This window comes from uncultured Blautia sp., assembly GCF_902497045.1.
In the GTDB taxonomy this organism is placed as follows: Bacteria; Bacillota; Clostridia; order Lachnospirales; family Lachnospiraceae; genus Blautia_A.
Genome location: NZ_CABVDF010000017.1, coordinates 1 through 23,270, shown reverse-complemented (window position 1 = coordinate 23,270; position 23,270 = coordinate 1). Strand labels below are relative to the sequence as shown.

At 41.5% G+C, this 23,270-nt stretch carries 20 protein-coding genes and 1 pseudogene; all 21 read left to right on the top strand.

Annotated elements, in window-relative coordinates; all coding sequences use genetic code 11:
- Positions 1-261 (top strand): signal peptidase I (lepB, locus tag RDS42_RS02980; protein WP_308782301.1); only part of this gene is annotated, 261 nt, incomplete at its 5' end.
- A complete protein-coding gene (locus RDS42_RS02975; protein WP_308782304.1) occupies positions 261-794 on the top strand; it encodes a Holliday junction resolvase RecU in 534 nt (177 codons plus the stop codon). The genes lepB and RDS42_RS02975, both read left to right, overlap by 1 nt.
- An 86-nt stretch (positions 795-880) precedes the next feature.
- Positions 881-1,999: an ATP phosphoribosyltransferase regulatory subunit gene (gene hisZ / locus RDS42_RS02970; RefSeq protein ID WP_308782300.1), complete on the top strand. Its 1,119-nt coding sequence runs from the start codon at positions 881-883 to the stop codon at positions 1,997-1,999.
- Position 2,000: 1 nt separating this feature from the next.
- Positions 2,001-2,642, top strand: a complete 642-nt coding sequence (gene hisG, locus RDS42_RS02965) for an ATP phosphoribosyltransferase (protein ID WP_308782299.1) — start codon at positions 2,001-2,003, stop codon at positions 2,640-2,642.
- 36 nt (positions 2,643-2,678) lie between these two features.
- Positions 2,679-3,986, top strand: coding sequence for a histidinol dehydrogenase (gene hisD / locus RDS42_RS02960; RefSeq protein ID WP_308782303.1), 1,308 nt, complete (start codon positions 2,679-2,681; stop codon positions 3,984-3,986).
- 2 nt (positions 3,987-3,988) lie between these two features.
- Entirely contained in the window at positions 3,989-4,576 is a 588-nt protein-coding gene (gene hisB / locus RDS42_RS02955) for an imidazoleglycerol-phosphate dehydratase HisB (protein ID WP_308782302.1), read from the top strand.
- 25 nt (positions 4,577-4,601) lie between these two features.
- Complete coding sequence (gene hisIE / locus RDS42_RS02950; RefSeq protein ID WP_308782298.1) at positions 4,602-5,885, top strand: bifunctional phosphoribosyl-AMP cyclohydrolase/phosphoribosyl-ATP diphosphatase HisIE; 1,284 nt, start codon at positions 4,602-4,604, stop codon at positions 5,883-5,885.
- A gap of 57 nt (positions 5,886-5,942) precedes the next feature.
- A complete protein-coding gene (locus RDS42_RS02945) occupies positions 5,943-7,880 on the top strand; it encodes a PQQ-binding-like beta-propeller repeat protein (RefSeq protein WP_308782297.1) in 1,938 nt (645 codons plus the stop codon).
- Positions 7,881-7,958: 78 nt separating this feature from the next.
- A complete protein-coding gene (locus tag RDS42_RS02940) occupies positions 7,959-8,645 on the top strand; it encodes a response regulator transcription factor (RefSeq protein WP_308782296.1) in 687 nt (228 codons plus the stop codon).
- A 7-nt stretch (positions 8,646-8,652) separates the two neighbouring features.
- The gene (locus RDS42_RS02935; RefSeq protein WP_308782295.1) at positions 8,653-9,690 is read left to right on the top strand and encodes a HAMP domain-containing sensor histidine kinase; all 1,038 of its coding nucleotides are present in this window, start codon (positions 8,653-8,655) and stop codon (positions 9,688-9,690) included.
- Positions 9,691-9,798: 108 nt separating this feature from the next.
- A complete protein-coding gene (locus tag RDS42_RS02930) occupies positions 9,799-10,482 on the top strand; it encodes an ABC transporter ATP-binding protein (RefSeq protein ID WP_308782294.1) in 684 nt (227 codons plus the stop codon).
- Positions 10,479-12,809, top strand: a complete 2,331-nt coding sequence (locus RDS42_RS02925; protein ID WP_308782293.1) for an FtsX-like permease family protein — start codon at positions 10,479-10,481, stop codon at positions 12,807-12,809. Before RDS42_RS02930 ends, RDS42_RS02925 begins: the two co-directional genes overlap by 4 nt.
- Positions 12,810-12,895: 86 nt before the next feature.
- Complete coding sequence (locus RDS42_RS02920; protein ID WP_308782292.1) at positions 12,896-13,495, top strand: response regulator; 600 nt, start codon at positions 12,896-12,898, stop codon at positions 13,493-13,495.
- Between the two features lie 432 nt (positions 13,496-13,927).
- On the top strand, positions 13,928-15,025 hold the full coding sequence (locus tag RDS42_RS02915; RefSeq protein WP_308782291.1) for a substrate-binding domain-containing protein: 1,098 nt from the start codon (positions 13,928-13,930) through the stop codon (positions 15,023-15,025).
- Positions 15,026-15,117: 92 nt separating this feature from the next.
- A complete protein-coding gene (locus tag RDS42_RS02910) occupies positions 15,118-16,668 on the top strand; it encodes a sugar ABC transporter ATP-binding protein (RefSeq protein ID WP_308782290.1) in 1,551 nt (516 codons plus the stop codon).
- On the top strand, positions 16,665-17,660 hold the full coding sequence (locus RDS42_RS02905; protein WP_308782289.1) for a beta-methylgalactoside transporter: 996 nt from the start codon (positions 16,665-16,667) through the stop codon (positions 17,658-17,660). Before RDS42_RS02910 ends, RDS42_RS02905 begins: the two co-directional genes overlap by 4 nt.
- A 155-nt stretch (positions 17,661-17,815) precedes the next feature.
- Positions 17,816-18,808, top strand: coding sequence for a substrate-binding domain-containing protein (locus tag RDS42_RS02900; protein WP_308782288.1), 993 nt, complete (start codon positions 17,816-17,818; stop codon positions 18,806-18,808).
- Positions 18,805-20,322, top strand: a complete 1,518-nt coding sequence (locus RDS42_RS02895; protein ID WP_308782287.1) for a histidine kinase — start codon at positions 18,805-18,807, stop codon at positions 20,320-20,322. The genes RDS42_RS02900 and RDS42_RS02895 overlap by 4 nt, the downstream gene beginning before the upstream one ends.
- Positions 20,297-21,532: a helix-turn-helix domain-containing protein gene (locus tag RDS42_RS02890; RefSeq protein WP_308782286.1), complete on the top strand. Its 1,236-nt coding sequence runs from the start codon at positions 20,297-20,299 to the stop codon at positions 21,530-21,532. Before RDS42_RS02895 ends, RDS42_RS02890 begins: the two co-directional genes overlap by 26 nt.
- A 6-nt stretch (positions 21,533-21,538) precedes the next feature.
- Entirely contained in the window at positions 21,539-22,435 is an 897-nt protein-coding gene (locus tag RDS42_RS02885) for an alpha/beta hydrolase (RefSeq protein ID WP_308782285.1), read from the top strand.
- Positions 22,436-22,634: 199 nt separating this feature from the next.
- Positions 22,635-23,270: pseudogene (locus tag RDS42_RS02880) on the top strand (hypothetical protein); the annotation flags it as partial.

The window sequence follows — 23,270 nt, the reverse complement described above, 5'->3', positions numbered from 1 at the left end:
CCAGGAGAAACTGTGGAGATACGTGACGGAAAAGTATATATCAACGGAGCCCAGGAGCCGCTGGATGACAGTTTTGTGCCGGAGACTCCGAGAGGAGATTATGGACCTTATGTGGTTCCGGAAAATTCCTATTTCATGCTTGGAGATAACCGTGAAAATTCCAGAGATTCCAGATTCTGGGACAACACCTTTGTTACATTTGATCAGATTGTCGGAAAAGCAATCGTACGCTATTTCCCGTCTATCAAAATGTTGAAGTAATCATGGCGTGGGTAAGCAGAGGCCTCCGGGGTTCAACCCTGGAGGAACTGGTCAATCGTACAAATGAGCAGTATGCAGAAAAGAAGCTGGCGCTGATCCAGAAGATCCCTACACCTATTACACCTGTAAAAATGGACAAAAATCATCATCAGATCACACTGGCTTATTTTGAGCAGAAAAGTACCGTGGATTATATTGGAGCTGTACAGGGAATCCCTGTATGCTTCGATGCAAAGGAATGCCGCACGGATACCTTCCCTTTAAGTAATATCCACCGCCATCAGGTAGAGTTTATGCAGGCCTTTGAAGAACAGGGAGGGATTGCTTTTTTTCTGCTTTTTTTCAGCAGTGAGGATCTTTTTTATTATCTGCCTTTAAGGCTGCTGCTCATATTCTGGAACAGGATGGAACAAGGAGGACGGAAGAGTTTCCGAAGGGAAGAACTGGAAGAATGCTTTTATCTGCCACGGCAGGGCGGATTTTTCGTACCATATCTGGAAGGTATAAAAACAGATCTGAATTTGCGGGATTGACAATCTCTTTTTTATTTACTATAATTTTAGATATTTCGTATAGTAATATGGTAGTGAACTAAAGTAAAGTTCGGGAGGATAAGAGTATGCAGAGGATTTTTCACACTCCAGAGGGAGTCCGGGATATCTACAGCAGGGAATGTGCACAGAAACATCAGCTGCAGGAGCGTATCCGGAAGGTTTTTCAGGGATATGGATATGAGGAGATTGAAACACCGACGTTTGAATATTTTGAGGTGTTCAGCAGAGAAGTAGGAACTGTTCCTTCCAGGGACCTTTATAAATTTTTTGACAGAGAAGGGAATACCCTTGTTCTGCGGCCTGATTTTACGCCTTCTGTTTCCAGAGCCTGTGCCACATATTTTTCTCCGGAAACAGAAGTAATCACATTGTCGTATACAGGACAGGCTTTTGTAAACAGCTCCAGCTATCAGGGCAGATTAAAAGAAACCACTCAGATGGGGGTAGAACGTATCGGTGATGATTCTCCGGAAGCAGATGCGGAGCTTCTTGCCATGACAGTAGAGTGTCTTCTGGCATCAGGATTAAGAGAATTTCAGGTAAGTGTAGGACAGGTGGACTATTTCAAGTCCCTTCTCCGGGAAGCTGATCTGGATGAGGAGGCAGAGGAACATCTTCAGGAACTGATTGCGGAAAAAAATTATTTTGGTGTGGAAGAGCTGGTTGGAGAACAAAAACTTGATCCAAAGCTTTCCACAGCACTTCAGCAGATACCTCATTTATTTGGAGCAAGAGAAATTTTGGACAAAGCCAGTTCTCTTACCGATAATCCTGTGGCTGTTCGGGCAGTAGAACGTCTGAAAAAAATTTATGAGATCCTGAAAATTTACGGATATGAAAAATATATCAGCTTTGATTTTGGAATGGTAAGCAAGATCCAGTATTATACCGGCATTATTTTTCAGGCCTATACCTATGGTACAGGAGAACCTATTGTAAAAGGAGGACGCTATAATGACCTTCTGAAACATTTTGGTACTCCGGCGGCTTCCATTGGCCTGGTTATTGTGATAGACAGCCTTCTGACAGCACTGTCAAGACAGAAGATTGAAACTTTTCAGGAGGAAGAGCCATATATTCTGACTTATACAGAAGATATGCTGGAAGAGGCAGTGGCAAAGGCACAGAGACTGAGAAAAGAAGGCAGGCGGGTAGCTCTGCGGAAAGTAAAGGAGGGCTGCTGAAATGAGATATCTGACAATAGCTCTGACAAAAGGACGTCTGGCTCAGAAAACACTGGATATTTTTGAAAAGATAGGAATTACCTGTCAGGAAATCCGCGATAAAGACTCACGAAAACTGATTTTTGTCAATGAGGAACTGAAATTAAAATTCTTTCTTGCAAAAGGACCAGATGTTCCTACCTATGTAGAATATGGTGCGGCAGACATTGGAATTACAGGAAAAGACACGATTCTTGAAGAAGGAAGAAAACTTTATGAGGTTATGGATCTGGGATTTGGAGCCTGTAGGATGTGTGTCTGCGGTCCGGAAAGTGCCAGAGAATTTTTGCATAATAATCAGCTGATCCGGGTAGCCACAAAATATCCTAATATTGCAAAAGATTATTTTTACAATAAAAAGCACCAGACAGTAGAGATCATAAAGCTGAACGGTTCCATTGAACTGGCTCCTATTGTAGGACTTTCCGAAGTGATCGTGGACATTGTGGAAACCGGGAGTACACTAAAAGAAAACGGACTGAAAGTATTGGAGGAGGTTTGTCCTCTTTCTGCAAGAATGATCGTAAATCAGGTGAGCATGAAGATGGAAGATGAGCGGATCCGAAAACTGATCAGTGATCTTCGCAGTGTAATAAAAAACTGATCTGCTCAAGTATTTACAGAAGGGATGGAAAAAAATATGCGGATCGTATCGCTTACAAAAGAAACAACAAAAGATATTCTTGAGGATCTTTTAAAAAGAAGCCCTAATAATTACGGAAATTATGAAGCTGCTGTTGCAGAAATTTTAAATAAAGTACGTACAGAAGGAGACAGCGCTCTTTTTGCCTATACCAGGGAATTTGATAAAACAGAGATTACAAAAGAGACCATCCAGGTAACGGAGGAAGAAATAAGAGAGGCTTATGATGCCGTTGATCCGGCGTTGGTGGATGTGATCCGAAAAGCGCTGGTAAATATCAGAAATTATCATGAAAGGCAGAAACAGAACAGCTGGTTTACCTCTTCTGAAGAAGGAACCATGCTTGGGCAGAAAGTAACTCCCCTTCAGCGTGTGGGAGTTTATGTTCCCGGAGGAAAGGCTGTTTACCCGTCTTCTGTGCTTATGAACATTGTTCCGGCAAAAGTAGCCGGAGTAGACCGGATCGTTATGACAACTCCTCCTGGAAAAGATGGAAAAGTAAATCCTTCTACTCTGGTAGCTGCCAGGGAAGCAGGGGCAGATGAAATTTATAAGGCAGGCGGCGCACAGGCAGTAGGAGCCCTTGCTTATGGTACTGAAAGTATTCCTAAAGTAGATAAGATTGTAGGTCCTGGAAATATTTTTGTGGCGCTTGCAAAGAAAGCGGTCTACGGTCATGTTAGTATTGATTCCATTGCCGGTCCCAGCGAAATTCTGATCCTGGCTGATGACAGCGCTGATCCGCGCTTTGTTGCCGCAGATCTTCTTTCCCAGGCAGAACATGATGAGCTTGCGTCAGCAATCCTGATCACTACAAGCAGAGAACTGGCAGAGAAGGTCAGCTATGAGGTGGATGAATTTGTCAAGGTTCTTTCCCGCAGAGAGATCATCCGGAAATCTCTGGATAATTTTGGATATATAATGATTGCAGAGAATATGGATGAAGCAATTGAGGCCGCCAATGCCATTGCGTCAGAACATATGGAGATCGTCACGAAAAATCCTTTTGAAGTTATGATGAAGGTAAGAAATGCAGGAGCGATCTTTATTGGAGAATACAGTTCGGAACCTTTGGGCGATTATTTTGCAGGTCCGAACCATGTACTTCCTACCAATGGGACTGCGAAATTTTTCTCGCCGCTTTCTGTAGACGATTTTGTAAAAAAATCAAGTATTGTATATTATTCCCGGGAAGCACTGAAAAAGATCCACAAAGATATTGAACAGTTTGCTTCATCAGAACAGCTGACTGCTCATGCAAATTCTATTGCAGTCCGTTTCGAAAATGAGGAGACAGGAGAGTGATTATGACAAGAGAGGCATCAATCCAGCGAAATACAAAAGAAACAGAGATCAAACTGAAACTGATTCTGGATGGAAACGGGTATTCCGATATTATTACGGGTGTGGGATTTTTTGATCACATGCTGGATGGTTTTACAAGACATGGCTTATTTGATCTTTGTATCCGTGTTCATGGAGATTTGAATGTAGATGATCACCATACCATAGAAGATACCGGTATTGTTCTGGGAACAGCCATCAAAGAAGCAGCAGGAGATAAAAAAGGAATCCGGCGGTTTGGAAGCTGCATCCTTCCCATGGATGAAGTATTAGTTCTTTGTGCAGTGGATCTTTCCGGACGCCCCTATTATTCTTCAGATGCAGTATTTTCTTCAGAACGTATAGGCGATATGACAGCAGAAATGGTAAAAGAATTCTTTTATGCTGTTTCCTGCAGTGCAGGCATGAATCTGCATTTTAAAGTACTTACCAATGGAAACAGCCATCATCTGGCAGAGGCAATGTTTAAAAGCTTTGCCAAAGCCCTTGACCAGGCGACTTCCTTTGACCCCAGGATCACAGATGTACTTTCTACAAAGGGAAGCCTGTAACAATGTGATGAAAAGGAGAAATATTATGGATAATAAACAAATGATCCCCTGTCTTTACCTGGAATCAGGAAGAGCTGTAACAGGATTTGGACAGAGAAATCTTTTTGGAGATGGAGACGTGGAAAGCCTTGCAGGTATGTACAGTGATAATGGGGCTGATCAGCTTCTTGTTTTTGACTTTTCTTCTGACGATGCAGAGCATGAAAAAGCCATTGCCAGGATCAAAGCGATTTGTGAAGCGTCAGAAATCCCGGTGATGGCAGCCGGCAACATTAACCGAATGGAAGATGTAAAAAAACTGATTTATGCCGGCTGTGCAAAAGTCGTTCTTAATTTTTCAAAACAGAGTAATGTTGATCTTCTGGAAGACATGTCCAAACGTTTTGGAAGGGAAAAGATGTATGTATGCGTTTCATCCCCGGAGGAATTTACAGATAATAAGGAACTGATCGAAAATTATGCAGGAGGGATCCTGGCTCTTGATGCTGTTCAGGATTCTGTGGCAGCAGCTTCTTCCATGCAGGTGATTCTTCATACAGAGGAAAATCATGAATCAGAACTGCTGGGTCTGCTGAAACATTCTGCAGTCTGCGGACTCAGCGGAGCTTTTGTAAGTGCTGCAGATACGGATCTTGTTCATTTTAAAGATGCATGTAAAAAAGAAGGAATCCCGGTGGATATCTGCGAAAGTGCCATTGGATGGTCTGAGTTTAAACTGAACAGTGATGGTCTGATCCCGGTTGTAGTGCAGGATTATAAAACTGACGAGGTTCTAATGGTGGCATATATGAATGAGGAGGCATTTCAGTCTACGCTCCACACGGGAAAAATGACTTACTGGAGCAGAAGCCGCCAGGAGCTTTGGCTGAAAGGTGCCACTTCCGGACATTTCCAATATGTGAAATCATTAACATTGGATTGTGATAATGATACGATCCTTGCAAAAGTAGCACAAACCGGTGCTGCCTGCCATACAGGAAACAGAACCTGTTTTTTTCAGCCTCTGATCAAAAAGGAATATGATGATACAAATCCCCTTCGCGTTTTCCAGGATGTGTATGATGTGATCATGGACAGAAAATTTCATCCGAAAGATGGTTCCTATACAAATTATCTTTTTGATAAGGGAATTGATAAAATCCTGAAAAAGGTAGGGGAAGAATGTACGGAAATTGTAATCGCCGCTAAAAACCCGGATAAAGATGAAATTAAATATGAAATTTCAGATTTTCTTTATCACGTTATGGTATTGATGGCAGAAAAAGGTGTTACCTGGGAAGAAATCACCAGAGAACTTGCAAGAAGATAACAGGTCAGGGCAGGATCAGAGTACTTTCGCAGGTTTTATATGGTATAGGAGAAAGGTATGAAGCAAAAGAGAAATTCCCATATAAGAAAAAGTAATTATCACCCGCCTAAAACACAGACAGAAAAGCCTGTCACAAAAATAGACTCTCAGTCAAAAAGGAGAGCGGAAACTGTTTCTTCAAAAAAGAACAAGACGGCATCTCCATTAAAAGGAACAGCCAGAAGACAGCTTCCTGAGAAGTATCCTTTGCCGGGAAGGCTGATCTTCTGGAAGCGTATTTTAAAAAACATTATTTCCGTGAAAGCTGTTCTTCTGTTCCTTATCCTGTGCCTGGCAGGCGGTTCCGGTATTTATATCGTACATAAATTAAGCTCTCGTTCAGCAGGCGGTGCAGACAAGGAGATAAGTGTTTTTTCAAAAAAGACAGAGGAACCCTTACTGGAAATGGAAAAGACAGAGGAGATATTTTTCAGCCCTCATTGTGTAGAGTCTACGAGACCGGAAAACCTGATCTCTTCTACAGAAGTGGAAGTTGACGGTACTGTGCTTGACAGTATTTCTTCCTATATGCCCGACAGTCCGATTTCCTTTAATAAAGGAAATGAATACACAAAGGTGAATGGGATTGTGACTTTCAGAGGAAATAATTTCCGAGACAGCGCCGCATATGGAAAAGCCTCTCTGGAAAAAAATAAATTAAGAGACAAATGGTCCAGAGACACTGGATCGCTTTCTTCTCAGGGAACAGTCTGGACCGGAAGCGGATGGACCGGACAGCCTTTGATGCAAAAATGGTCAAAAGAGGCAAAGGCTCATATGAATATGTATGACTGGGCAAAAGAAAAAGAGGATCTGGTAGAGGTGATTTATGCCTGTATGGACGGTTACGTATATTTTCTGGACCTGGAAACAGGAAAAGATACAAGGGAACCTCTTTATCTGGGATATACGTTTAAAGGCTCCGGTGCGCTGGATCCCAGAGGATATCCGATTCTTTATGTGGGTGCAGGTTATAACAGCGACCAGGGAACTGCAAGAGTGTTTGTGATCAATCTTCTGGACTGCAGCACTATGTATACCTTTGGAGACAACGATCCTTTTTCTCTTAGAGGAAGCTTAAGCTTTTTTGATTCTTCTGCTTTGGTGGACGCGGAAACAGACACCCTGATCTATCCAGGAGAAAATGGTATTCTGTATCTGATTAAACTGAATACCCAATATGACCCGGAAACAGGAAATCTGTCCATTGATCCGGGGAAAATTGTTAAATGGCATTATTATGGAACCAGATCCAGTACAGAATCTTTCTGGGTGGGTATGGAAGTCAGTGCTACTGTATACAAAAATTACCTGTTTACATCAGATAATGGCGGTAATCTGATGTGCCTTGATCTGAATTCAATGGAACTTGTATGGGTTCAGGATATCCTGGATGACTCCAATTCTACACCGGTGCTGTCTATTGAGGACGGACATCTTTATCTTTATGTAAGCACCTCTTTCCGTCTGGGATGGCGAAGCTACGATCAGGCAACGGTACCGGTATGGAAGATCAACGCAGAGACAGGCGAGATCATCTGGCAGACAGATTATCAGTGTTATACAGATGATGGTGTGTCAGGAGGCGTCCAGTCTACTATTGCTGCAGGGAAAAATGATCTTAAGGATTATGTGTATGTAACAGTATCTAAAACAGATGACAATGCAACAGGTGTTCTTCATTGTCTGGATAAAAAAACCGGAAAAATGGTATGGGAGCATAAAGCTGGCTATGCATGGTCTTCTCCGGTCTGTGTATATGACAAGGACAAAAAGGGACGTGTTATTTACTGTAGCAGTGATGGAAACATGTATCTTCTTGATGGACGGACAGGAGAAGTGTTTGACACACTTTCTCTCAGCGAAGGCGTGATCGAGGCTTCCCCGGCTGTATACGGAAGTACTGCTGTTGTAGGGACCAGAGACTGCAAGATTTGGGGAATTGAACTGGAATGATTCATGGGGGGCTTCCGTTTTACAGCGGAAGCCTTTATCATTTAGAGATATTGACATAACAGAAAAACGGAGAGTGCCATGAATAATATATTATTAATAGAAGATGACCTGAGCCTGGTCAACGGGCTTACCTTTGCATTAAAAAAACAGGGCTTCAAACTGGAGGTTGCCAGGACGCTTAAAGAGGCAGAAAACCTTTGGACGGATGGAAAGTACGATCTTCTGGTCTTAGATGTAGCCCTTCCCGATGGTACAGGATTTGAATTTTGCAAAAAAGTAAGACGGACATCGAAAGTGCCGATCATATTTTTGACAGCAGCTGATGAAGAAATGGATATAATTATGGGGCTGGATATTGGCGGTGACGATTATATTACAAAACCATTTAAACTGGGAGTATTGATATCCAGAATCAATGCACTGCTCAGACGTACAAATGATTTCAGCACAGAAGGCACTATGCTGCAGTCAAATGGGATCAAGGTATTTCTATTGCAGGGTCAGGCATTCAAAAATGACCGGTTACTGGAGCTGACAGCGGCAGAATACAAACTGCTCTGCCTGTTTATGAGAAATCCTAATGTGGTTCTTACTAAAGAGCAGATATTGGACAGATTATGGGACTGTAATGGGAACTATATTGACAGCAGTACTTTGACGGTATATATGCGCAGGCTGAGAATAAAAATCGAGGACAATCCTGGTGAGCCGAAAATGCTGCTGACGGTCAGAGGTATGGGCTATAAATGGAATGTGATAGATTGAGGCGGTTATGAAAATATTTGTAAATCAGGATATAAAGAAATTTTTTCTTGCCTTATCAGCTGTTATGGCAGTGTTTGCTGTCCTGGCGGAGGTCTGTGTTTATCTGCTGTGTTCAAAAATTTCTCTGTTATTGCTGTTTCTTTCACTGTTTATAATGGGAGTATTATGGGCTGTCTTTATTAGATATTTTCAAAAACAAAATAAGTTGATGGAACAGGCAGTATTACAGATACATGCGTATCTGGACGGAAATATGGATGCACGGATCGAATGCGATCAGGAAGGCGAACTATATCACCTGTTTCATTCTATCAATTCCATGGCGGCAGTGTTAAATGCTCATGCGTTAAATGAAGTAAAGAAAAAAGAGTTTTTGAAAAATACCATATCGGATATCTCCCATCAGTTAAAAACTCCGCTGGCTGCTCTGAATATTTACAATGGTTTACTTCAGGAGGAAGCAGAAGCCTCTTCATCCATAAAGGAGTTTGCAGAGCTGTCTGAGCAGGAACTTGACCGTATTGAAACTTTGGTGCAAAATCTGCTCAAAATAACAAGACTGGATGCAGGATCAGTTATGCTTGAAAAATCTGCAGAGAATGTGTCGGATATGATGAAGGATATGGAACTGCATTTTTTATACCGTTCCAGGCAGGAACAGAAGAAAGTGATTTTGTCCGGAACTGATACAGTTTTTCTGAATTGTGACCGTGACTGGCTTACAGAAGCTATAGACAATATTGTAAAAAATGCGCTTGACCATACAAAACAGGGAGATTTTGTTTCTATTGAATGGAAAGAGCTTTCTTCCGGCATCCAGATCACTGTGACAGACAATGGAAGCGGTATCCATCCGGAAGATATTCATTATATTTTTAAACGGTTTTACAGAAGCCGCTTTTCTAAGGACAAGCAGGGAATCGGGCTGGGACTGCCTCTTGCTAAAGCAATCGTAGAGGCGCACGGAGGTATGATCGAAGTTGACAGTGAATTGGGAAAAGGTACGATTTTTACTATGAATTTTTTAAATCCTACAAAATTGTAGGCTGTGTGTAGGCTTGCTGTAATGTTTAGGTGCTATCCTTTCAATTGCAGACAAAGACAGAAAAATCTGCTTGTATGAAAAAGTAATTCAGAAAGAGGTGGCTGCACTATGAACTTATTAGAAGTTAAAAACATTTGCAAGACCTACGGCAGTGGTGAAACTGCTGTAAAGGCATTGAAAAACATTAATTTTTCTGTCCCAAAAGGCCAGTATGCAGCGATTATTGGAGAAAGCGGATCGGGAAAAAGTACACTGCTGAATATGATAGGAGCACTTGATCTGCCTACATCAGGCAAGGTGTTTATTGACGGCAAAGATATTTTTTCCATGAATGAACAGAAGCTTACCATATTCCGCCGGAGAAACATTGGATTTATTTTTCAGGCATTTAATCTTGTTCCGGAGCTTACTGTAGAACAGAACATTATTTTTCCACTATTGCTGGATTATCAAAAGCCGGACAAGGCATATCTGGAAGAATTGCTTACGGTGCTGAATCTGAAAGAACGACGAAATCATCTTCCAAACCAGCTTTCAGGAGGTCAGCAGCAGAGAGTGGCTGTTGGCCGCGCGCTGATCACCCGCCCTGCTCTGATTCTGGCTGATGAGCCTACCGGAAATCTGGATACACAAAACAGCCGCGAAGTGATCGCTTTATTGAAAAAGGCATCAAAAAAATACCAGCAGACGATTCTCATGATCACGCATAACCGCAGTATCGCACAAACATCTGACAGGGTGCTTCAGGTATCAGATGGTGTACTGACAGATTTCGGGAGGTGTCGGGAGTGAGAAGTTACTTAAGCCTTATTCCAATTTCAGCAAAAGTAAGAAAAAGACAGAACCGAATGACAATTCTGTGTATTATTATTTCTGTACTGCTTGTGACAACGGTTTTCAGTACAGCTGATATGTTTATCCGGACAAAGAGCAGTGAACTTCAGGAAAAACATGGGAACTGGCACATCAGACTGGAAAATATCTCCCAGAGTATGGGACAGGAGATCAGCCAGCGTTCTGATACTGCAGGTGTCGGCTGGGTGGAAGAATTTAATTCTGATGCAGATCAGCCATACTATATCGGAGAGAAAAAAGCCGCTTTATACGGGACTGATAATATCTATTTAAGCCAGCTTTCCAATGCTCTTGAAGAAGGAGTTCTTCCACAAAATGACAGGGAAATTATGCTTAGCTCCAACGCAAAGACTGCCCTGGATGTATCTCTTGGAGACAGGATAACGCTGCAGACTCCTGCCGGAGATACTGAATTTATTATTTCAGGATTCGGCTCAGATAATAAAGATGATTACAGGGGACAGACCTATCTTGTTGCCGTGTATATGACACGAAGTGAATTTGGTGCTCTTATGGAAGAAAATAAAACGGAGACGGATCCAGTCTGTTATGTTCAGTTTCAGGACGCGTCAAAGGCTTCTGGTGCAATTAAGGAATTAAAACAACAGTATCATCTCTCAGGAGAAAGTATTTCTGAGAATACTGCAGTTATGGGGCTGACAGGACAAAGCAGCAGTGAGTCTGTGAAAAATATCTATGGATTGGCGATAATCCTGTTTATACTGGTATTGATGGCCGGTATACTGATGATTTCCGGAAGTATGAACAGTAATGTGGCACAAAGGATAAAGTTTTTTGGTATGCTGCGCTGTATTGGGGCAAGTCGTAAACAGATTATCCGTTATGTGCGTTTTGAGGCTTTAAACTGGTGCAAAACTGCTGTTCCTGTTGGTTTATTTGCAGGAATAATGATCAGTTGGGGAATATGTATAATGCTGCGTTATGGGATTGGTGGTGAATTCAGCTCCATGCCAGTTTTTGCAGTCAGTCCGATTGGGCTGCTCAGCGGGGCAGCAGTAGGCGTTGTTGCGGTTCTTCTGGCAGCACAGTCACCAGCCAGACGTGCAGCCAGAGTTTCTCCTGTGGCCGCAGTTTCCGGCAATGTGGATTCGACATCTTTTGCAGGCCATACTGTAAACCTGGGTTTAGGGAAAGTGGAAAAAGTCCTGGGCATTCATCATGCGTTTACTCCTAAAAAAAACTGGATACTGATGACTTTCAGTTTTTCACTCAGTGTTATTTTATTTTTTAGCTTTTCGGTGGGATTGGATTTTGCACAGGCACTTCTCCCGTCATTGAGGTCGTGGCAGCCGGATATTACGCTTACCGGATATGCAAATGAACAGATATTGAGTCCGGCGCTGGAGGACAGTATTCTCTCTGTTCCAGGAGTAGAGCATGTTTTTGGAAGTGCATATATGGAAAAAGTTTCTGCTGCATCCTCAAGTCAGGGAATTGATTATGTGAATCTGATATCCTACAGTGAATATCTTTTGGACAGTGCACAGGAATGTCTTGTACAGGGCGATCTGTCAGAAATCCATGGAAACAGCGATCAGGTTATGACTGTTTTAAATAAAGATAATCCATTAAAAGTTGGAGATATCATTGAAATAGCAGGACAGAAGCTTAAAATTACATGTGCTGTGTCTGATGGGATATACCCCAGTGAGTATAGTGTGATCTGTTCTCAGGAAACTTTTGCCAGACTTACAGGCAAAGAAAATTATAGTTTGATCGGTGTACAGCTGCAGGAAAATGCATCAGACGAATCGATAAAGAAGATTGAAAATCTTGCTGGAAGAGATGTGATCTTTGAAGATATGCGCGAAAGGAATAAGCAGGATCACGCAACTTATGCAGCCTCTGTCTTTATTGTGTATAGTTTTCTAGCGATTCTTGCAATGATCACATTGTTTCATATAATCAACAGCATTTCTATGAGTGTCACTGCCCGTAAGAAACAATATGGTGCTATGCGGGCAGTTGGCATGGACAGAAAACAGCTTACACGAATGATTGCAGCAGAAGCCTTTACTTACACTGCGTCAGGACTTATAGTTGGCTGCAGTACAGGAATTCCGTTAAGTTGGTTTTTGCATACCAGACTGCTTACGAGATACTTTGGAACACCATGGACCCTGCCAATAACCCTGATTGGCATTACGGTGGTGTTTGGCATTGTCTCTGCTGCAGCAGCAGTATATGTGCCGGCAAAGCGGATCTGCAGCATGGAAATTACAGAAGCTGTTAATGAATGGTGATTAGAGAAAGCGGTGCTTTTATAATTGCCTGATAGGAATGTCAGTGGAAGCAAGAACAGCTGTTTTATATTATTACGGAGGCTGATATGAAAGAAAAAATAATGATAATCGAAGATGATCCGTTGATACGGAATGAATTGAAAACGCTTCTGAAAAGCAACAGCTATGAAATAGCGGCTCCGGAGGATTTTTCTGGTGTGATTGACCAGATCAAAGCAGATCATCCACACTTGATCTTACTGGACATCAAGCTGCCTGGAACCAGTGGATTTTCTCTCTGTTCACAGATCCGCACTTTTTCTCAAGTGCCGATTATTTTTGTAACAAGCTGTACTACGGATATGGATGAATTAAACAGTATTATGCTTGGAGGAGACGCTTTTATCACAAAGCCCTATAACACAGCCATTTTGCTTGCCAAGATTGCTTCTCTGCTGAAAAAAGCCTATCCGGCACAGCAACGAGAACAGATCGTCTATGGAGATGCAGTGCTGCATCTGGAATCCAGCAGTCTGGATACGGTAAATGCATATGGAGCAAATACACCAACGAAAGTAGACCGCAATCAAATTGTTTGCACTCCAATCGAAATTCGGAATATTCAGGATGATGAGCAAGTAAGAGAAGGCATAGAAAACTGTATTCGGATGACGAAGTATTCACTTGGAATAAGAACCCCAAAATAAGAAAACGGAGGTAAAAAGATGAGGATTAAGTATTTTTCCACGTTATACACCGGAAAAATAATGCTGACTTTGAATAAATTCATCAAAACTCCTCATCCCTAAAATATGACCAAAAGATCACTGAAAAACACGAATTTTGTAATAATATAGTAACAGTTTGCTACAGAGATTTCAAGGGAAAAGGGGAATAAGGGATTATTTTCTGGGGGGAAAAGTCGTTAAAGAAAAAGCTGCACTATTTTGCGGATAACAAAAAAGTGCAATTTTTTTTTGCGCCTGTACAGCAAATTCGCAATATTTTTTGGTAGAACTGCAAATATCTTGAATTTTTTCTAAAGGGCGGCCATGCTATACTGGTATTATCAACAAGGGGAAAGCAAATAAAAGAAAAGGCTTTCCGGGATAACGTTTTTTTAAATGGAGGAAGAAAAAATGAAGAAAAAAGTAATTAGCGTTCTGGCTGCAGCTGCAGTGGCAACATCCATGTTTGCAACACCTGTATTGGCTGATGGAAGTGCAACAGCGGGTGTTGTATGGTACAATTTCGCAGATACTTTTATCGCAAATGCCCGCCAGTGCTTAAACGGAATCGCAGCAGCAGATGGAACAATTTCCATCACAGACGCTGACAGTGAAAACGATATCAACACTCAGGGAAATAACGTAAACAACTTCTACACACAGGGCGTTAAATATCTGATCCTGAATAACATCAATATGACAGCAACCGATGATATTGCAAAACAGATGAAAGAAGAAGGCGTAGTTGGTATTTTTGCAAACACAACGAGCCCATCTGATGACGCATTTGCAGACAACGAGAATCTGTGGTATGTATCTTCCGTATCCACTCAGTCCGGTGAGAACATGGGTAATGCAATCGTTGATTACTTCAATACTCATGAGAATTGGGACAGAAACGGAAATGGAAAAGTTGATTACATTCTCCTTCAGGGTATTCAGACATTCAGTGATACCATCAACCGTTCTTCTTACAGTCTTGCAACAATTGAGGGTGCAGGATACGAGCTTGGAAGCTGCATCGGTGGTGATGATGTAACAGGCGTTAAAGGTGGAGATTCCATCAACGGTGTACTTTGCAACTTCTCCCGATCTGAAGCGCAGGAAAATGTAGAAGCACTTATTGCAAGCTTTGGTGATGACATTGACTGTATCATCGCAGATAACGATGATGAGGCACTTGGTGCAATCGCAGCACTTCAGGCTCATGGATATTTCACAAGCGATGAGAACACAATTCCGGTTGTTGGTGTTGATGCTACAGCTGCCGGATGTGAAGCAATCAAAAACGGAACTCTTCTTGAGACCAGCCTCAACAACCCTGTAAAACTTGCAAAATCCATTTATAAACTGATGTATCTGTTAGAGAACGGTGAGGAAGTTACCACTGAGTCTATTGGAATGGATGGTGTAAAGGTTGACGGACATAGAATCATGATCGACTATATTTCTATCACAGCTGACAATTTAGATGATGCAAGCTACGACATTACAGACACTTCATTCTAAATAACAAAAGTTTGGCCGCAAGGCTGCATAAAGAGGGACTGTAAAGCGTCCCTTTTTATTATTGCCAAGAGCAGAACAGGAGAGAATAAGCTATGAGTAATTCCGAATACGTGCTGGAAGCCGTAAATCTTACGAAAACCTTTCCTGGTGTAAAAGCACTGGATCAGGTTTCCTTAAGAGTCCGTCCCGGAACTGTGCATGCACTGATGGGAGAAAACGGAGCCGGCAAATCTACGCTGATGAAATGTATTTATGGAATCTATTCCCCGGATGAGGGAAGTATTTCCATAAATGGAAAGCAGGTAAGTATTACCAGCCCAAGAAACGCCATGGATCAGGGAATTGCAATGATCCACCAGGAACTGCATCCTGTAAGACCGCAGACAGTGGCAGAAAATATTTTCCTTGGCAGGATCCCTTACAAAAAAGTGGCAGGGGTACGTTGGGTAGATAAAGAAAGACTGATAAAAGAAACGGAAGAAGTATTTAAGAAACTGGGACTGGACATCAATCCAAAGCAGAAAGTTGCAGAGCTTTCTACATCCTACTGTCAGCTGATCGAGATTGCACGTTCTGTATCCATTGGTGCAAAGATCGTTATTATGGATGAACCTACATCCTCTCTTACAGAGACTGAAACAGCGATTTTGTTCCGTATTATCGATCAGCTAAAAAACGAAAACGTAGCAATTATTTATATTTCCCATAAAATTGATGAAATCCTTCAGATTTCAGATGACATCACAATTATGCGTGATGGACAAAATGTTGGTACATGGCCTGCAAGTGAAATGACAACAGATACTATTGTAAATAAAATGGTTGGACGTGAGATGACAGATCGTTTTCCACCGAAAAAGCATACACCAGGAGCAGAGTATCTGAAAGTTGAAAACTTTACAAGCACAAATCCTCATTCCTTTAAGGATGTAAGCTTTTCTGTAAAGAAAGGGGAGATTTTCGGAATCGGCGGACTTGTAGGTTCCCAGCGAAGCGAGCTGATGGAGGCTTTATTTGGATTACATGGAATTTCTTCCGGAAAGATTACTATTGAGGGAAAAGAGATCCACAACAGAAAGCCCATCGATGCCATTAAAAACGGTATGGCACTGCTTACAGAGGATCGAAGAAAAACAGGTATTATCGGACCTGGATCCATTACAGATAATACTCTTGTTGTAGAGCAGAATGTAAATCCAAAACGGTATCACAAAGCAGGGCTTCCTTTTATTGATAAGCCAAAGAGAAACCAGGATGCACAGAAATATGTAGATATGCTTTCCACAAAAACTCCAAGCCTGAAAACTGCCATCAAAACCCTTTCCGGTGGTAATCAGCAGAAAGTACTTCTTGGACGCTGGCTTTTAAGTGAGCCGGATATCCTGATCCTGGATGAGCCTACACGAGGAATTGACGTAGGAGCAAAATATGAAATTTATGAATTAATGGAAGAAATGGCACAAAAGGGTAAATGTGTAATTATGATCAGTTCAGAGATGCCGGAACTTATGGGTATGTCTGATCGGATCATGGTAATGTGTGAAGGACATAAGTCCGGTATCCTGGATAAATCTGAAGTAACAGATGAGAAGATCATGTTGCTGGCAAGTACATATGAAGCCAATGGGGAGGATAAGAAATGAAATCAAAAAATATGTCAAAAATCCTGATGGATAATATTCTTTATATCTGTCTGTTACTGATGATCGTGATCATTGCGATAATTTCGCCGTCATTTATCTCCGTTCGTGTATTAAGTGATGTATTGACACAGAGTGCCCCGAAAATGCTTCTTGCTGTGGGTATGCTGGTTGTAATCATTGCCGGTGGTATGGATATGACCGTAGGACGACTTGCAGGTCTTGGTGCCGTTGTATCCGGAACACTTGCGCAGCAGTCCACTTATTACATTAAATTCTGGCCGTCACTGCCGGAAATGCCATTGATCGTACCAATCGTTGCTTCCATTATCATTGGTAGTATCTCCGGAGTGATCACAGGTCTTATCATTTCAAAATTAAAGGTACCGGCTTTCCTTGCTGGTCTTGGACTTCAGCTGATCATTTACGGTGGAAACCTGTTGTTCATGAAAAAAGCACCGAACAACTCACAGCCTCTTGCAGGATTTAAAGAATCCTTTACAAAATTTGGTACAGGTTCTGTTGCTGGAGTTAACTATCTGATTATTGTTGCCTTTGTAGTTATGATCGCTGTTTACATTATCCTGAACATGACAACATTAGGTAAAAACATCTATGCTACAGGTGGTAACCGTGAGGCTGCAAAAGTAGCAGGTATCAACGTATTCAAAATCGATATGTTTGTTTATATCTTATCCGGAGCCCTTGCAGCTCTTGCAGGATGTATGCTTGCAGCACGTACCGGAAGTGCCAATGCAACATATGCAGAAGGTTATGAAATGGATGCCATCGCAAGCTGTATCATCGGTGGTGCTTCCTTCACAGGTGGTATTGGTAATGTACCGGGAGCTTTCCTGGGAGTTATTATTTTCAGTGTTATCAGCTATGGTCTTACATTTGTAGGTTTAAGCTCCTACTGGCAGAACATTGCAAAAGGACTTATCATCATCGTAGCAGTTGCACTTGATATGAGAAAATACGGTTCAGACAAATAAAAAAATGTATCAGACTATCCGGGGTTCTGCTAGCAGGATACCGGATAGTTGCGTTTGGAAAAAACGTAAAGGACGAAAACGTGATCCGGGTAATTGTCTAAAAGAATGAAAAGTGAGATAATGGACACATTCTAAGGAAATAAAGGAGACTGACTATGCCTGAAAAAAAGAAATCGGTGGCAGGAATACTTACGCTTCTGGTTTTATGCTGCGTGCTTGGAGGCTGTAAGGCAGGTATACCGGTTGCCGGAACAGATATAACCAGGGTGACTGTGATCCTGCCTCATTTCGATGATGGATACTGGATGCTGATTGAAGAAGGAATCGAACAATCCGGGGAGAAACTGAAGAAGAGCTGCGGGATGGATATCAAAATACTCAAGCCTCAGCTGAACTACAATATTCCTCAGATGGTGGAGCTTTTGAAGCAGCAGATTGCGGCTAAGGTAGATGTGCTGGTGGTACAGGGAAATGAGGATGAAGAATACATTGATACATTAAAAGAGGCGTGGAGTGAGGGAATTCAGATTATCTGTGTGGATACAGATATTAAAAGTTTTCCGGAGCATCTGTATATCGGAACAGATAATTATGAAGCAGGGAAAATGCTGGGAGAAGAACTGATAAACGTAACAGATGGAGAAGCCAATGTTGCGTTGATTTCCGGTGAACCGGGATTTTCCAATCTGGAGGAAAGACTGGAAGGACTTCAGGACGCGGTCAAGGATTATCCCAAAATCCATCTTGGGGATGTACAGTATGACAATTATGACGGGCTTACAGTTATGAAAATGTACTACCAGAATACAGAAGGCGCAGATACCATTGTCTTTTTGGAGGGAACGGGAGGAGTGACAATCAGTTCCCAGTTTAAACAGAGGGACGATCAGTACGAACATATTCTTGGATTTGATGCTTTTTACGGTGTAATAAGCGGGGCGATAGATGGAATTATCAAACAGGATACCAATATGATGGGAGAACAGGTAGTAGAAGAAATTGCAAATTTTATCCGGAATGGAGAATACAGCTCAAAAACGGTTTATACAGATACACAGTGGCTGACAGTGGAAAATTACCACAGCATTCTTTCCGATGCAGAACTGGAATATGCCCCAAAATGGAACAGCGGAGGAAGAACACAATGAAAAAGGCGCGTTTCTTTAACTCAGTTGGGAAAAAATATATTGTAGGCTATGTCATCGTAGCAGTTTTTTCAGTAATTCTTCTTATGGTCGCTGTTATATGTAACAACTATGTGTCAGGTCGGTATGACAATGCTATCGGTGAAATGATTTCCATAAACAATCTGGAAAATAGCGTAGAAGTCTTAAATGGCGACATAAACATGGCATACCTGTATCTGTCAGAAGAAGGAACCGAAAATTATGAGCAGGACAGGAAGAGTGCCGAACAGTATTTAAAAATAGTGAAGGAGCTTCAGGAGAAAAGCTTTGTCAGGGAGGTAACAGATGCATACTGTACAGTGGAAAGCTTTCTTGGAAAATCTGATTTTCTGACAGATGCCTTGCGGAGATATTTTGAAAGCGATAAGCAGACGGGATTTGAAAAACTGGAAAACAGCTACAATGAGCTTCAGGAGCTTTATTCTTACGTTATCCTTCGTTTTCAGAAAGCATATTCGGTAAAACTGAATAAATTAAGTCAGTTGGAAAACAGGCTGAATGCTCTTCAACGAAATATATTGCGGCTGCAGATCGGTATGATCGTGTGTACTCTTATATGCATTGGTCTGTATCTGACCAGGGTTATTATGGAGGTTTCAAGATCTATTGCAACCATGCAAAAGGGTGTGGAATCCATTCAGGATAATGTGCTAAGTGCAGAGCCCATTCAGATTGAAAGCAATGATGAGTTTGAAGAATTTGCAGCTGCTTTTAACAAAATGACCGGCATTATCCAGAAACAGATGCGGGAAATTGAAGAAAATGCAGATATCAAAGAGCGCCTTGCAGAAATGGAAATCAAAAATCTGAAAATGTTCAGTGAATTGCAAAGAAGTCATCTGGATTTTCTGCAGTCCAGGGTAAATCCTCATTTTTTGTTTAATACTTTAAATATGATTTCTTCCCTTGCAAGGATCGAGAATGCAGATCAGTGTGCAGAACTTATGGAAACGACAGCAGCCTTTTTACGGTATAATCTGGATAATATCAGCAAAACCGTTCCATTGGAAAAAGAAGTGGAAAATTTGAAAGACTATGTGGCGATTCAGGAATGCCGTTATGGTGGTCGATACCAGTACACCTTTGAAATTGATGAGCGGTGCCTGGATTATAAAATGCCCTGTATGATCCTTCAGCCAATGGTGGAAAATGCCATTCAGCATGGGATTGCTATGATGCTTGAGAACGGCCATGTATGGATCAGGATATATCCACAGGGGAACTGCGTATGTCTGGAGGTACAGGATAACGGTGTGGGAATGACTGAGGAACAGATCAGAAGTATCTATGAAGATTTTCAGGAAAATAAATCCTCCGGCAATCATATCGGTATCCGGAATATTTACCGCAGATTAAGTCTGTATTATCATAATGACCTGAAATTTGAATTTTATAATATGGATCCGGGGTTGAAAATATTTATTTCTCTACCAGGAGGTGATGATGACAATGGAATATACAATGGTAATCGCTGATGATGAGCCGGTGGTTTTGAAAAGTACAGAGCTTTTTCTGAAAAAAGAATTTCCGGATATTGAAATTGTAGGAATGGCAGAAAACGGGATTAAACTGAAAGAAATGCTGGAAGCCTATAAACCGGATATGGCAATTGTGGATATCCGCATGCCGGGACTTTCGGGAATTGAGGTCATTGAACTGTTACAGCACAAAAAATGTTCCACTCATTTTATTATCAGTACAGCATACAGTGATTTTGGTTACATAAAAAAGGCGCTTGATCTGAAAACAGACGGTTATCTTGTAAAGCCTTCCAAACGGGAAGAAAAACTGGAAGTGATCGGGAAGCTTTGCAGGACTGTGGAAGAGGAGAAAAAGATAAATCTGCGCCAGGATGGAATTGAATCTGCCTTGGGAGTGGTGAATTCCGTACTTGGCAGTGAGATTCTTATGTCGGTATTTTCTGATAACTGCGACAATAAGGAATTTGATGCATACTGCAATATCAACAATATCCAATTTTTCGGCGGCTGTATTGCTACATTTCTTCCCCAGACCAAAACAGACCTCAACAAAAAGGAATTAAATAATGAACTGAAGAAATGCCTGACTGGTTTCTGTGATTTTCTTGCAACCATTACCTCAAAGGGAATTGTGGTGATGTTTTTTGTCCAGGAGGAAGTGGAAAAGGAAAAAAGAAGGGAATGGAGCAATGATCTTGCATCCCTTGTGGCAGAGTGCCTGAAGGCAAGGACAAAAGTAGAGTACCTTTATGGAACTGGAAATGTGTATGACTCTTTTGAAAAAATGTCAGATTCCTACAGGGACAGTGTTCAAATGCTGCAGATCAACCGCAGGGAAGAAGGAAGCATTCCTAAAGAGAGTTCAGATAAAATACAGGATTATGTGGATGAGACCAAACGTTATATTGACATCTGGTTTCGGAAGGATATTTCCCTTATGGACTGTGCCCAGAATGTGGGAATCAGCTCCTACTATTTAAGCCATATTTTCCGGGAAAGAACGGGAACGACTTTTGTGGAATATCTGTCAGGTGTGCGTATGCAGGAGGCAAAAAGGCTTTGTACCCAGACGGATCTGACACTAAATGAAATATCCGAGAAATGCGGATATGTAAATCTGACTTATTTTTGCAAGGTATTTAAAAGGATTACAGGAATGACAATCAGTGAATATCGGAAAAGTCAGGAAGAGCAGAAAGGATGAAAAACTATGTCACAGGCAAGCGATACAATGAGAAGAGAATGGAAGATCAATGATGCAAAAAGAGATGCAGGGCTGACAACACCGGATGATATCCAGCGTTTTGATGATATTCAGTATGGCCCGGATCCGGTGGAAAACAAACTGGATGTATACCGTCCAAAGAATGCACAGGGAAAAATCCCGGTTATCGTGAGTGTACATGGCGGTGGATGGGTATACGGTGATAAAGAGCTGTATCAGTTTTATGGGATGACTCTTGCACAGCGTGGTTTTGCAGTTGTGAATTTCACCTACCGTTTAGCACCGGAAGTAAAATTCCCGGCACCTCTTGAGGATACCAATAATGTGATCAACTGGATGTATGAGAACCAGGAAGAATATGGCCTTGATATGAACCACGTATTTATGGTAGGCGATTCTGCAGGCGGACATCTCTGTGGCCTTTACAGCGCCATCTGCACGAACCCGGAGTATGCTGTCAATTATACATTCAAAGTGCCAGATGGATTTGTTCCCCAGGCAGTAGCCCTGAACTGTGGCGCTTACAATCCCTTCAGTAAGGAAGGTGTTCTTGGAGGCAAGCAGGATCAGGAGCTTATGGAGGATTTCCTTCCGGAAAAAGGTTCTGCAAAGGAACGTGCCCTTGTCAATGTAACGGATCATGTAACAGAAAATTTTCCACCGGTTTATCTGATGACCTGTGTAGGAGATTTCTGCCGTCCACAGGCACCCCTTCTGGAGGCTGCATTAAAGAAAAATGGGGTTTACTATGAGTTCAAGACTTATGGAACAGAGGAAAATCCACTGTATCATGTATTCCATGTGACCATTCAGGAGCCAGAAGGACAGAAATGCAATGATGAGGAATGTGATTTCTTCAGAAGAATGATGAAAAATAACTGATAAACAGATATAAAGATGTGAAAAAATACGCTCCCAAAAAGGATCTGAGATTTATGACAAGATCCTTTTGGGAGTGTTTTGCAGTGTGGGGAGATGAAATAAAATAATTCATACGTCCTTTTTATGCAGGTCTTCTTTGATCTGGGTGGTGGATGTTACATATCGGGGGCAGACTGTGTGCACATGGGGGGCAGACCATATGAAGTACCAAGAAATCCCTGCAACAATAAGTATCCCACACAATGATACATTTATCGATGCAGAAGAACATTGTAAAAAAATCGCATCTGATGTGGATAATTATGCTGTTTTTTCAGAAAAACGTTATCAAATGATCTGCCAAATACAAAATTTTTTAAAAGAAGGCTGTAGTTACCGTGAAATTGCCAAACGTATGGGAATAGGTCGCAACACAATTGCAAAATATCGTAAAGGTGATCCAAAAGAATTAAGTACGTATGGAATTCATCAAAGCAAACTTGATCCATTTCATGATTTTATTATAGATTGTCTTAAAGAAGGATGGAATAAAAGCAAAACTGTAAAGGCAATATACGAAAAAGGATATTCTGGATCCAAAAGCAATGCTTTTGATTATTTGTGCAAAATAGAGCAAAAAGAAAATAAATGTTTTGAGCCACAGCCATATGTCAGAACAATGACGGAGTGTTTAAAATACAAAACCGGCAGTAAGGGAAAAGATAAAGATTATATTACACGAGAAGGTGTGTTTAGGTACATGTGGATGAATACTGAGCTTTCAGATAATCATAAGGAATATATTTATGAAAAGTATCCAAATATTTGGAAACTTCAATGCTGCATAAGAGAGTTT